Below are 13,566 nucleotides of genomic sequence, written 5' to 3' on the forward strand. Positions count from 1 at the left end.
ACGTAGTAGGTTCAATACCAGAACCGAAATAAGAAATTTCAAACAATGATGCTACCATGTTATTACTTTTAGTAATTGATATGCTTTTTCCAAAAAATCAGAGTGATTATATCGTGGTATGTAATGAAGACCCCTCGATTACCTCGTGTATATCCAAATAAGTAATATCTTTCTGACATTGACACTTAATTTGTGAGAGCTCATCTTTCGAGATCATCTCAATGTTATCTTCAAGGTAATTAAACATCCTGGTTAAAGTGAGTAAACCCATACTAGCGCATCGTCCATTTAGGGTGTGGGCTAAAAGCCTGGCTTGATCGAACTCCTTATTTGATAGGGTCTGTGAAATCATTTCGAGATCGATGTGCAAGGATTCAAATAACTGAACCCATCGTTTTCTAAATTGAGGCTCCCCTAAGATTAATTTAATTTCACTGATTAATTTGACGTCAAAACTATTATCATCCCTCAGCCTATCATCACAGTTCTGTGCAGTCACATTAGAGCTTTGGAAAGGTCTATTAATCTCTGTCGACAGTTGATGGGTAAATAAAATATCAAAAAGTCTCTGCCAATCAATAGGCTTTGGCAATACATGATTAAAGCCTGCTTTGTAGTAAGTTTCGATATCTTGCTTCATCACATTTGCCGTGACAGCAATGACCAGCATAGAGGCGGATGTTGTGCCTAGGCGCACTTTTCGACACAAATCAATACCGTCAATAAAAGGTAGGTGCATATCCAAGACAGCACCATCAAATAGGTTATTTTGCAATTCATACAGAGCGTCACGACCATTATTCACTGCAGTAACTTTATGCCCAAGCTGCCGCAGTCGTGCTGCGATCAACTCTCGGTTCAGCTCATCATCTTCAGCTAACAACAGATTTAGGCATCTGTGATTGGGCAGAGCGCTTGTTGGTGGCTCAATGTTAGGCTTGTCAATTTGCAATTTATAAACAAGCGGAAAGCATAACTCAAAGTAAAAACAGCTCCCCTTACCTAGTTCGCTGTTACAAGCCAGCTTACCCCCCATCAATTGCACCAAGTGCTTTGTAATGGGTAAGCCGAGCCCTGTTCCTCCGTAGATTCGGGTTGTAGAGTCATCGGCTTGGGTAAATTCTTCATAGAGCATTTCAAGTTTGGCCGGCTCAATACCAATGCCGGTATCAGAAACACTAAATAGCAAGGTTAGCTTGTTATGCTTTTCCTGTTTTTCTGTCACAGAAAGGATAATGCCTCCCTGATGAGTAAATTTGAGGGCATTGCCCAGTAAATTTATTAGAACTTGCTGCAAACGTGCGGGGTCACCAATCACCATCGGTAATGCTTTTGGAAGCTTTAAATCAAATGCAACTGCTTTATTACTCATCCCCATGTTACTGATCTCGAAGGACTTACGCGTAATCTCAACCACCGAAAATGGAGTCTTTTCCAGATTCACCTTCCCAGACTCTAGCTTAGTAATATCGAGGATGTCATTGAGAATCTGCAATAAGGTATGCCCGGCACTCTCCGCTTTAATCACAAATTGCTGATTTTGATGGTGGGAGGGATTCGCCTTTATATGAGAGAGCGTCCCCAAAATTCCACTTATGGGTGTTCGTATTTCGTGGCTCATCATAGCCAAAAAACGCGATTTTGCTCGGTTCGCGGTGTCGGCTTGTCGCTGAGCCACACTTAACTCAGCCTCTCGTTTTTGTAGTGTGTTAACCTTTTCGTGTAAAGAGAGCGTCTGCTCATGGACTTTTTGTTCTAAGTCTTTATTCAATCGTTTTAAGTCTTCACGCATACGATTGATACGATCCCCAGCATCGAATGAGAACAAAACAGCGACCACTATATTGCCACCGTATAAAATGTAATCTGACATCACAACAACTTCTGCAAGAATATGAATGCTATAGACTGCGGTGATATAGAGTACGCCTACATAGGCCGGCCAAGTCAATCTCAAGTATTGGGGTAATCCTTTTTTCTTCCACCACACGCGAAATATTAAACTAATTAAACACAAAGGATAGGAAATCATCAGCACCTGCAGAGATTCTGCCTGCGCAATCGATAAAAAGGGGAAAAAGGTTAAGCTAAAAATTAATACGACAATCACACCGGTAATAACACGATACATTAGCGGATCAAGTGTTTTGCATTGTAGGTGATTTCGTGAAAACAAGAGCATGGCAATTATGGTGATATGAGCGCTTGTTGCTGAAATCCAGTGAGTTGTTCTCGAGTCCCCGCGCCAACCCCATTCGTAAGCAAACCCTGTATAACCCAAACCTTGGACCATATAGCCCAATATAAAAAGCGTTAAATATAAAAAAGAATTATCTCGAATCGTGATATAAGAGAATAAATTAAACATCATCATAATGGCCAGCATGCCAAAAACGGCGCTAAAGAATACATTATTTTTTGTGTTTATATTTTGAAAGGCATCAAGAGAATAAATATTCGTTCTGGTGTCAAGGAGACCTATCGTCTGTAGTTTCAAATAAAGTTCGTAAGGATTGTCTTTCTCCAAGGACAATTTAAAAGCCGGTTTCCGGTATTTTACCTTTCTTTGATCATAATCTAAATTTTTATCAAAAATTTGATGTTCGACAACTTCTCCCTTGGATATAAGATACATCTCAACACTGTCGACCCAAGCCTCACCAACTTTGATGATCCATGCTGGTTCCGAATGATTATTAACAATTTTTAATTTCAACCAAAACGTTGAATCGGTATATCCAAAGATTCTCGGTTTTTGACCATAGGGCATAAAGCGTTCTGACGAAGTAAATTCCATTATACCCATAATGTCCATCTGCCCGTTTGGGTCTTCCAGGAAAGACATCTGTGAGCTAAGGAGTTGTCTATCTGTCGCGTGATCTAAAATGAGTTCATGTGGTTCACTGTGCTGGGCATGAAGCGAGGTGCAATGTGCAGTGATAAAGAATATTATAAAATACAAATAAAGATAATAATTTTTTGCCATAGGTCTGCACTTTACTTTGATTAAGACCATGTAAATAATTCAGCCTATCTGCCCGGTTGAATATTATCTTCCAAGCGGCCTTCGAACTCGATAATAAACCGGTTCAAGGCTGGTTTCCATTTCCGAATGAGCATTACCCAATTTTTCGATGCATAGCGAATCACTAGATAAATCACCTTCCGTGCCAAGCCTTCGATAGAGAAGACCCTCCGCTTCTTGATCGCTTTGCGGAGGACCTACTGAAGATTCAATCGCATTTGTCGTGTAGATGGCTTTGCGTATGTTAGGCGGATAACTAAAGAGCATATTGAGGTTGTCCCTGTGCGATCACCAGGAGCAACTGATTTTGTGGGTACTGAGTTACGAGAAAGCCTTCAGCTCTTGAGGGTGAAGAGAGTCTATCAGGAATAGAAAATCGATCTTGAACAAGTTTACTATCGATTTATCCGACCATTTGTGAAATTATATTTAACCGGGCAGATAGGCAGAATTATTTACAGAATCGATATAACGATTATAACCGTTACCCCTAAAATCCCGACTTAAATAGACTCCAGTCAAGTATTTTCGAATAAGTTCAAACCTATTTTAACATGGCCCTAAGGTATCTGTAAGCTGACTTGTTTTTTCTGAACAGGTATACGAGCATAAAAGAGTTCATAGTCACTTGTACTCACAACTTCAACAACGGTATTTATTTGCGCATCATAGCTCACAGCAAAACATTCCCCTGTGTCAGCAACGAAGCCTACTGCAGACCCTACCTTACAGAGTTTTCCATCGGTGCCAATAATTGCATTAATATTATTGGGGTTGATGTAGACTGGGCTCAGCTTGTTATCAACGCCGCCTGTTTCTGTGATTGCCACCCATTTGGCACTGCTGCCTTCCCTGCTAAAAAACTCATCAAATTCCGTGACAAACTTCACTGTCCAGCTACCCTCAGCTGACCCACGGTTAGTAACACATGCCTTAACGTTATTGCGTGTCACCGATACTCCCGGTGCATATCGAACAAATTTATTGTTAGCGTCTCGAATAACAGCTCGACATACCGGAGCAGAGTTAGTTCCTTCTGACTGAATCTTTACTTCACCTTCTGTTCCTGCATCTTTACGCAAAGGAAAATTTACTTTTGAATAGTCGTTATAGAGTGATGTTGAAAACCAGTAAACATCTTCCTTAGCGCTCTTCTCAGCTCTATCCCACATATTGACATACCCCATAGCGGAGCGATAGAAAGATTCAAGTTTGGCTAACGGCATCCCTTGAACGCGTAGATCTTCAATAAAATCAGGAAGTTGGCCAACTGTCGCAAGACCACGATCGTTATAGTCCACTCCGGTTAAATCCAATAGTGACATTGATGCTTTTGACAGCTTCAAACCCGGTTGTAACTGATTTATACTGAGATCACACTCGCTTCCCTGGCTGTTGCAGTAGGCCCCCATCAACTGCTCTGGCAAGTCGAAAGGATATTCCACATATTTTGTAACTTTCGTCCCGGCACTCCCCCACCAAGCAATTTGTTGATCAAATGGAAAACGGAAATAGTAGTGCTGTTTGCGGCCAATCGCATGTGCAATGCCGCCATTAAAATCTGTTCCGATGGCGACAGTGCCATAATACTCTTTAGTGATACTATCCTGTTTCACCCCAAAACCCTCCAGGTCATTAATATATTCATAAGCCTGGGACCATGAAGATGCGCTGCCGCCAACGGTGTCGGGTATTGATGCGTGAACATAATTTGTTGTTAACGATTGATCCCCCTGAAACTCGATCGCACCCACCATACCACCGACCGATGCTATTTTTTTAAACTGGTACTTGCCTGTATTCCCTTCATAGCGACGGCTGTCTGCTGCCGTAGCAAAAACACCACTATGCCCATGAACTACCGGGACATTGTAGGTATCCGCTAGCGCTAAGGTTGAGTTAAAGGTATATTTTCCCATATGCCCAACATCAATCATGTGTCCGAGTGACCACGATTTAAGAATCGCATGGCGACCGAGGTCTGATAAACCCCCAGATGAACAGACACCCATGTCGGGATTTGTATCTTCATTGAAAGCGGCCATTCCTTGGTAATCCCTGCAGGCTTCATAGCCCTCACTCCAAGTAGGCCCCTGAAAGACCAGAGGAGAGTTGAATGCTGGATGTCCCAGGCCATTGGCCTTTACATGCACCGGAAATACTGCACGAATACGCAGCATTTCATGGACCATAGCGGCTTTATCGATATCTCTCTGGTCGCACACTTTAGCACTAGCCGCACCCCATGCTGTCGACCAGCTTTCCTTACAATTGAATGCCTGATCAATCTCCGAACCCCAGACCATAGCCAGTTTACCGGCCTCAACGGCTGCTCGTGCTTCTTTTGCATCGGATACGAGTTCAATCCATTCGTGTTCTTGGGCGAGTTTATGCATTTCTTCCGTTTGTCCCAGTAGCGCCCCCCAATCATCAATATCCCATTTATTTTTTTCGCCATCGCCGTTCAGGTCCGTTTCAAGTTCGCCCATATATGCCGGGCCTTTTGCGATGTCAGGCAATCTTGTTTCGTCAGCATCCCGGCCGTTCCAATTCAAACCATGGTTATTGGCAAACGCGATCATTAAGCGCAAACCTCCAATATTGGCGCGCCGCAACCAGTGATTATGCATTTTTACGTGTGCGTCTTCCCAAACACGAGGCCAAGCGTTACCGGGATTGTCAGACCAAGAGGTGGTGGTGAAATCCGGGTACCCTGTACTATGCCGGTCCCATGGGACAACGTCAGAGTCCCACCTCCCGCCCGCTAACCAAAGTTGATCGAGCAATCCTCTCGCCGATTGTACACGCCACGTCCAGGTAAACCACGGATGTTTTTCAAGCAAATCATGATTATGATTTTGGAATGCTTCTGCTACTGTGCCGCGTACAGAACCGAAAATACCGCCGCCAAACGCTTTATAAGCAAAAGGGTGAGCATGAAGATCTGCATACCCGTTGAGAGGGGTATTGCTTACCAGACCAGAGCCATTACCGCGCTCCGGAGTAGCGAAATTACCATTACATGTTGAGTCTTTGATCCAAAACTCGGCGTGTGTGTTAAACACGCTGTTGCGCCCTATGGCCCCAGGAAAACAGGCCCGCCACCCCAGCTCTGACTGTGAATTGCTGCCGCCTTTGCCAAATTCCACCCCAGCAATATTAATCGGCCAGTGAGCACACGTTGCCAGCCAATCAGCGGAACTTTCGTTTTTATGATCCAGCCATGCATAGTATTTTCTATAGCCACGAGCACCCGCATTAACGGCTCCACTGGTTTCCCATTCATCATTAGTCCCACAATTCTGGCGCTTTAGCGCTCTCCACTTTCCTCCCATTTCATGAATTGAAGTCGATCCACACCTTGCATCGGGAACAGCCCACTCGCCCCAAGTACCCGTGCTGCCAGAATAGTCTCTACAGTAATGCGGCCGCTTAAAATATGTATTATTGATCGTTATGGTTGTCGTCCAGCATTCATCTTCCCATCGACTCCCCTCACCTCCATATAAACGGGCCGCATACCAGCGGTACCCTCCTTTGGTACTGCAGACTCCAGGCTGCAGGCTCGATTTATCAAAATAAGGTGCAGCAGTTACTGTTCCTGCTATACAGTTGATAGCGGCAAAAATAAACAGTTTTCCCAGGCTGCCGTAATATATCTTGACAATCGAGTTGAGTTTTAACTTATCCATATTTTCTCACTAGATAAGAGAACCAATGTACTAAAAAATAATGGGCTTCATGATAGCTGAGAGTGTCTATTCAAGTTTGACAGATTGACACAATAGAAATTTTTCTTGCACGAATACGAACGGTTGATTCTTAATTTTTTAATTAGGTGGTAACCTTAAGGTATTAGCGTTTTGGTCTCTAGGGAGTAAATCATAACCTGCAAGGCGCAGCTCACCATATTTACTCTTTTCAAGTTGGTACAGTTTTTTAAATTTGTACAATTTCCGATAAGCTCATAAAGGTCAGCTCATTGAATATTAAATCGCAGCTTTAAGATTTGCTTTGAACTGAACTGACTGCTGGCATTGCTCCGGTAAACCGGTACCCTTCCCCTCTAACTGTTTGGATAATTTGCGGAGGTTTGGCTTGATCGGAAATCTTACGCCTTAAGCGGCTAACCAAAGTATCGATGGATCTATCTGAGACATCTCGAAAACTATTGCCAAATAGATCCAATAAACGATCTCGAGACAAGGTTATTCCGGGGTGGGAGAGAAACTCTACCCAGAGAATGTATTCGCTTAAGCTTAAATCTATAAAATTACCGCAGGGGTCAGATATGTCGTGGTAGCGTTGATCGATATACCAGCCTTTGTAACGTAATATTTTGTTTTCTTTTCCTTTATTTGCTCGTGCAATAACTGTCTTGATCCGCGCCACCAACTCGGCGGGAGAATAAGGCTTGGCGATAAAATCATCAGCCCCCTGCTCAATCGCCTCTACACGAGCAGCCTCTGTGTTTCGAAGAGAAACGACCAGTAAGCCACAGGAAAGTCGGCGTCGCAGCTGCGCTATTCGCCCTAGAGCATCACCATCAGGAAGTGACAGGTCAAGTAATATTGCGTCGATTTTATTGCCAAAATCATCTAGATTCGTGTACATTTGCGCCAAACTAGCTGCGCCTTTGACGTGAAAGCCTCTAGCTTCCATTAAATCTGTCAACAATTCCCGTTGCTGAATATCATCTTCCACGATCAATAACTGGTACATATCCACTCTTCAAAAGCGGGTAGTATATAGGCATAATTGCAGGCAGATAAAGACAATCAACAATTGAGCTGTGAAACAATCAGCAACCACCCGCATAGCGGGTGGTATGATGAAAGCCCCCTGAGGGGGCTAATTGAATACCCCCCATTTAAAGCATCAAAATTTGAACAACCGTTCAAAGTAGAAAAAAATGATAATAGACAACCAATCACAGTTCCTTTTATTTTCATATTTCCTCTCCCTGCTGATCATATGAAAGTTGTGAGTTTAATCAGTGTAACTATAATCTCCCATCAAGCATACAACTAAAAGCTAGAGATTTCTGCCCGCTGAAAAAGACTCTGAGTGTGATCTGAATTAAATCGCAGACCAATCCTTTATGTCATTGAAAATTACGTAGGACTCTTTAATATTATCAGGATCATAATAAACTTTGACTTTTTTAGAGCTGCTAACAATGGCAAGCGCCCGATCAGCGCGATCTTCATCTTTATTGTTAATCATGCTAAAAACAGACCTTTCACATATATGTTTTTCTTCGTCAATATAGAATATAACCTTGTGTTCAAGGTTATAATAGTAACGGTTAAAAAAGCCTGCATCGTGATTAGATAGAACGGTTTTATTTATTTTTCTTAGCGATAAGAGTTGCCCTTTTGTCGAAACATATCTCTCTTCAATATCGTTAAAAAATTCTTGAGCCGGTATTATACCGATTTTATTTGCAATATTTTTCAACTTCCCATCCATGGTATTATTCCTTACGGAATAAGCCATCCAGAAAATAAAATAAGCAAAAAAAATAGCTGGAATAGCGATCAAACCAAATGTATAACTCATTACCAATAGATTTCCACAGTGATTACCTTGGCCTTCATCTTTCAATCCTCAAGTTCGCATTTCTAGTAATTCATCGTATTCACTGCACCTTAGGTCCGAACTGGCAATTCTGTTTGGCCATATCTCTTTTAACTTCATCCAAAAAGACATACCACCGCTTATAACGTGTACAGGTTGAATCAGTTGTGAAGACTGCCCTACGAGCCACTTGATAATAGCTGTCCCTTGCCTCTTCCTTGGTGTTGAAGCCTTGATTTCATGAACTAGCAGAAGGTTCTCATCACACCACAGCTCAGTCACTACCTCACCTATCACCTCTCCCTGGGAAAAAAATGTATATCGAATCATCGTCCCCTGATTTCTTGAACGAAACTGGACTTCACTTTCAGATACTTGTTCTATTATTGGAATGGTGCTCATAGCTTCTATTAGCGGCTGTTTCGATCTATTTGAAATTGAACCAAAAACCATACTCCAATAATCTCCCAATTATTTAAAAGTGATCATATACAAGCGCACTGCTACTCTTCTACGATTCGCTTCAGGTCTTCGAACCTTAAACCTAAAGGAGCATTAGAAAGATAAGTATCGATCCGTTTTAATTGACCTGGCTCTGCTATATGCATCATCTCTTTATGTTGTTGCTCTTTATAATTTTGAATCATTCTAAGCTTGGGGGTAGATGAAATAAATTTTCTAGCCTCCAGCACCTCTTCAGCATTATTGTGATAGTAAATGTAATCTACCTTTCCTTTTTTTAATACATGATCCAAAACAATTAAAGAGCCGGGAGGCTGCTGCTCAGGGTGAGATGTTTTTGTTAATGATACATCAGTCTTCAGACCATTGTACTCAATCCATGCATGTGAAGTTACACCCTCCCAAGTACCATCATTCACCCATCCAACTACAGGGATAACAGAAATCTGTTTTTCCGCCAAATAGCGAGTCATGAAAAAGGCTAAATGATAGCACCCTTCTGTGAATGACTGAGCTTGAATGAGCTTTTCTTCCAGTCTCTCAGCTAAATTAGCTATCGTCGCTTCCTCTTCAGTTAGATTGGATAACCAATTGATATGCTGTTGTTTTATTTTGATGATTTCATTCGCTCTTCTTTTTGCTTCACCCAAAATGCTTTCCTTTATATTATCTAAATCAGAATTTTATTTACTTTTATATGTATACTTTGAAATTCATATTTGAAAGCATATCCCAATAATTTCTTGATTTTGACAGATATAACCCGCCCTTTTTTTCACATTGACGTTTCTACGAACAAGGCAACCGTCATATTCCAATCTCTATATGTGTGACACTATGTGTTAAAACAAACTTCTCCAGCCTCTTCTACTATATTTCCAAAATCAGGAATGCTTATGCTGGCACACCATTTATCATCTGTTCTCCGCGGGTCTTCATCATAAAATATGAAGTACCTATTCCCATCAATCGGAGCATCCCCCTCTTTATTACGATCTTCAAATGATACATTTCCGTGAGAAATGGCATTCCTAAGACGCCTAATAATATATTTACATTTGTCTTTATCAGATTTATTTTCAAACTCACGAGTGGTAACAATAAGATTGAATTTACTTATAAAATCACAATACTTTGAGCTTGGAAATTTTGTAAGAAGATTACTTTCTCTACCAATAACAAAATATATGTACGCCGACGCCAAAATTGATCCGGGATTAAGTAGTGACCAACTCATATTTTGTGGCAAGGAACTAAGTCTTTCAACTCTTCCATTTTTAATAGCAATAGCCGAATCCCAAATATACCTCCAGGTACTATTAAAACTTTCTTGGATTACTTTTCTATCAGCTACAAATTTATCCATATTCCTACCTACCCCTTACTTTTCTTCAACAGTGGCAAGATGGGTTTTTTGGGGGACATCAGACACAACAGCATGACCAAAGGTCGTCATAAGCGGGACTCCTGCGGCCTTTAGGTCAGTCACAGTGATGACCTTGCCAGATTTCATCACCGGCATATCTAAGAAGCCGTTGTCTTCAGACCAAAAGCGAGCAGATACAGGGTGAAGAAGATCCATATCAAGCTCACCATCTGGATACAGAATAAACTCTAGCTTCCATCCGGCAGGGATCTCGGGCCATTGATAATCTGGGCTCACTGCCTGTGATAAGCGCCCAATAATCTCTTCTGTGTCCATATTCCCACCCAGTTCTTCTGAGCCTATCTAGTTTCTAACCCAAGCTTGGTATTCTGCTTATTGTTGCCACTAATTTTTTCTACTCCTCTCCATACTTTCGTAAATCGTACGCACATAACAACCGCCTGTAATGCGTATCTTTCTTATTCTGCATACCCTGCAAGAAACTCGCCACGTCATCAAGATCCAAGTTACCATTAGATACAGACCAAATGACGGCACTAACTTTGTTTGCGCATGATATCTGCTCGTCATCTTGAATAGCTTGAACGCTAGCGTGAGTAGATTTAACATTACCATTCAGGTTATCTAAATATGCATTCAACTTGCTTTTCTGCTGAGCCTTCAGCTCTTCAGCTTTTTCTATTAAAGGGCATATTTTATGGAACCCAAATATAGGGAACCACTGAGTAGATGCGATCTTGATCTCGTTAATCAACTTTAATAACTGAATATTAGCCTCATCAATGATACTAAAATAATTACTCATCATCCCTGATGTATCTTGGTGTGTGTATGTAATCGATTTGCTTGAACCGATTGCTAGGATTTTTTCACTATTACTTAGCGAGTCAAGATCTTCAGTTATATTTACCTTTATGTTTCCGCCGGAGTAAATCTCTTTCACGATGCCTTGAACTTTTCGGATATCCATGGCAGAAACAGGTAGATTTAAATCAGACAGCGCCTTATAAATTTCTACAAAATCATCCGTTTTAACCTTGTTAATACGAATAGTTGAAAAACCCTCAAGATCGATATCATGCTCACAAATCTCGTGTGACATGGAATCTTTTTCATATTCAACCAACAGGAAATTATTCCTGATACGCTCCGCATCTTCTGAGTTTGGCTCAACGTAAGTGAATACAGTTTTTAGTAAACTTTTAATATTTTCGTCACCAATACCATACCCCATAAATATGATTGGATTATGAATGAAAATAGAAAGCAGTTGGGCCCGGATAAGTTCGTACTTATTATTGAATTTAGTGTAGTCGTCTGCAGTAATAATCACTTTAGCTGGGTCAGTGTGACAACCGTGAATTTTATAGACAGAGCCGTATGGGTTACTTAGTAATATATCATTCCCCACCAGCGGCTGAAAGCCAAAAACATCCTCTACTAGCTGGTCATAATTAGTCGTGATCACTGAGCCGATATTTTTGCGAATTTTCTTTAACTCTGCAATTTCATCTTTCATTTCCTCACGATAATCAAGATTACTTATCAGATGAGAAATAAAAATCTTGAAGCGGCTCAAGTTATTTTCCTTCTCCATTTCTTCATAAAAGAAATCGTTTACATCTTTGAACTTACCGTTCCGGTCCGCACTCAAGGTGTTATTGAACTCATGTTCAAGCTTTGTCGCAATCATCGCAAAGTCGTATTTGCCATCAATTTGGCATTGTGATTTGATATCTAGATAAAACTCTGCATTGCCTGTTATCTCTGTGGCGATGTACTTGAGCAAGCCGTCCCAAGTGTACGAGTTTACCAAGTATCGGAGGCTGATGCCCGCACCAATAAATAGAACTGGATGATTTCTATATTGATTTATAAATTCGCGAATATTCATATTCTTATTCTTACTCCTTGATTAACCCTCGATCCCGAAGCTCAAACTTCAACAACCTCAACATTGTTGGGGGCATATTTCTATATCTAGAACTTCTAGGATCAGCGCACCAGCCTTTAACTGTATCAAGGCTTGTTGGTTCCAAAAGCTCGGCAACTCTTTCCTGCTTTAGAGGGATTGTTGCCATAATCATTCTTAACTCTTCATTGGGTGTCACGTTGTCCTTCCAAGCTATTGGTTAGTGTTCATAGTACACCCTGTAGAGATCAATATATGTGTTCATTGAACACCCTGCAAGTATCATCACCTATTTTTTGCATTTATCCAAAATTCGGCAATTGAACACCGAAACAAGTCCGTCTGAATGCAGACTGTATACGTTTTTCCCAAGGATCTATGTAAATTAGGGTCATATCTGCTGAGGTATGACCCAAAATATTTTGAATTAACTCAAGGTCAAACCCCTTGCGGTCCATCCAGCTTGCTAGGCTACGTCGCCCACTATGACTTGATCCGCCATGAATTCCGGCTTGCTTTATAAGGTCTCGCGCAAGGTTTTCGAGTGAACCACACACCAGAGTTGTTTTTATATTTCCATCGGCATCTGGGTATTTCTTGAAATTGAAAGATAGCTTGCGCCACTGTTTGCCTTTCAGAGATAGAAATACGGGACTATCTGGTGCAAGCCCAGCAAAAGCCCCATCTTCACTAAGCATTACACGATCCTCTATGCGCTGAGCCCTAAGATCCTCTAGTGCAGCTCTCTGCTGTGGAACCAAAAGGTATACCGTACGAGGCTTCCCTGTCTTGGTATATGTTCCAGGCAGCCTAAAAGCTAGCTTTAGCTCACCTGTTGGGTGGTATATATCCCCAATTTTTAGCTGTGCTACTTCATTGATCCTTAGTCCGCTACCAAATAACATCCAAATGAGAGCTACATTCCGCTTCCCTGTATCGCCCCGCGAAGCTGCCCACAGGATATGAGCCAGCTGCTTAGGCTGCTCCACGATCTCAGCCTGTCCTGAGCCAGTCACAGTGACAGACTTCAACCTATTCACAGGTCTAGTTCTAGCCATAGGTTTCCCCTGATTATCACAAATGCACCATATCTTGTACCTGTGATAATGGTTATTAATGCGCCATCTGATTAGCTCAAAGCTAGCAAAACCGGGCCCTGATGGGAATGTTTACTGGCAGACAACTCCACCGGAAAAATTG

Annotated in this window: 9 protein-coding genes and 1 pseudogene; all 10 read right to left on the bottom strand. The window is 41.6% G+C overall.

Translation table 11 applies throughout. The features are described from left to right. Window positions 1–106: 106 nt before the first annotated feature. The 10 genes and pseudogenes from ACJJIQ_RS07685 to ACJJIQ_RS07730 all read right to left on the bottom strand — a co-directional run bounded on the left by ACJJIQ_RS07685 (window position 107) and on the right by ACJJIQ_RS07730 (window position 13,424). On the bottom strand, window positions 107–2,986 hold the full coding sequence (locus tag ACJJIQ_RS07685; RefSeq protein WP_445364215.1) for a hybrid sensor histidine kinase/response regulator: 2,880 nt from the start codon (window positions 2,984–2,986) through the stop codon (window positions 107–109). Window positions 2,987–3,030: 44 nt separating this feature from the next. Then, window positions 3,031–3,304: pseudogene (locus tag ACJJIQ_RS07690) on the bottom strand (transposase); the annotation flags it as partial. A 281-nt stretch (window positions 3,305–3,585) separates the two neighbouring features. Next, window positions 3,586–6,717, bottom strand: a complete 3,132-nt coding sequence (locus ACJJIQ_RS07695) for a membrane dipeptidase (RefSeq protein WP_445364216.1) — start codon at window positions 6,715–6,717, stop codon at window positions 3,586–3,588. 310 nt (window positions 6,718–7,027) lie between these two features. Continuing rightward, the gene (locus ACJJIQ_RS07700; RefSeq protein ID WP_445364217.1) at window positions 7,028–7,729 is read right to left on the bottom strand and encodes a response regulator transcription factor; all 702 of its coding nucleotides are present in this window, start codon (window positions 7,727–7,729) and stop codon (window positions 7,028–7,030) included. 375 nt (window positions 7,730–8,104) lie between these two features. Further along, a complete protein-coding gene (locus ACJJIQ_RS07705) occupies window positions 8,105–8,632 on the bottom strand; it encodes a hypothetical protein (protein ID WP_445364218.1) in 528 nt (175 codons plus the stop codon). 476 nt (window positions 8,633–9,108) lie between these two features. Then, entirely contained in the window at window positions 9,109–9,717 is a 609-nt protein-coding gene (locus ACJJIQ_RS07710) for a hypothetical protein (protein ID WP_444897364.1), read from the bottom strand. 185 nt (window positions 9,718–9,902) lie between these two features. Then, the gene (locus ACJJIQ_RS07715; RefSeq protein ID WP_444897363.1) at window positions 9,903–10,433 is read right to left on the bottom strand and encodes a HEPN family nuclease; all 531 of its coding nucleotides are present in this window, start codon (window positions 10,431–10,433) and stop codon (window positions 9,903–9,905) included. A gap of 15 nt (window positions 10,434–10,448) precedes the next feature. Next, complete coding sequence (locus ACJJIQ_RS07720; protein WP_444897362.1) at window positions 10,449–10,769, bottom strand: hypothetical protein; 321 nt, start codon at window positions 10,767–10,769, stop codon at window positions 10,449–10,451. Window positions 10,770–10,848: 79 nt separating this feature from the next. After that, window positions 10,849–12,348 carry an SIR2 family protein gene (locus ACJJIQ_RS07725; RefSeq protein WP_445364219.1) on the bottom strand — a complete coding sequence of 500 codons (1,500 nt, stop codon included), beginning with the start codon at window positions 12,346–12,348 and terminating at the stop codon, window positions 10,849–10,851. Window positions 12,349–12,668: 320 nt separating this feature from the next. Further along, window positions 12,669–13,424 carry a tyrosine-type recombinase/integrase gene (locus ACJJIQ_RS07730; RefSeq protein WP_445364220.1) on the bottom strand — a complete coding sequence of 252 codons (756 nt, stop codon included), beginning with the start codon at window positions 13,422–13,424 and terminating at the stop codon, window positions 12,669–12,671. Window positions 13,425–13,566: the final 142 nt, after the last annotated feature.

It is taken from the genome of Microbulbifer maximicatervae (SeqCode), assembly GCF_052468295.1.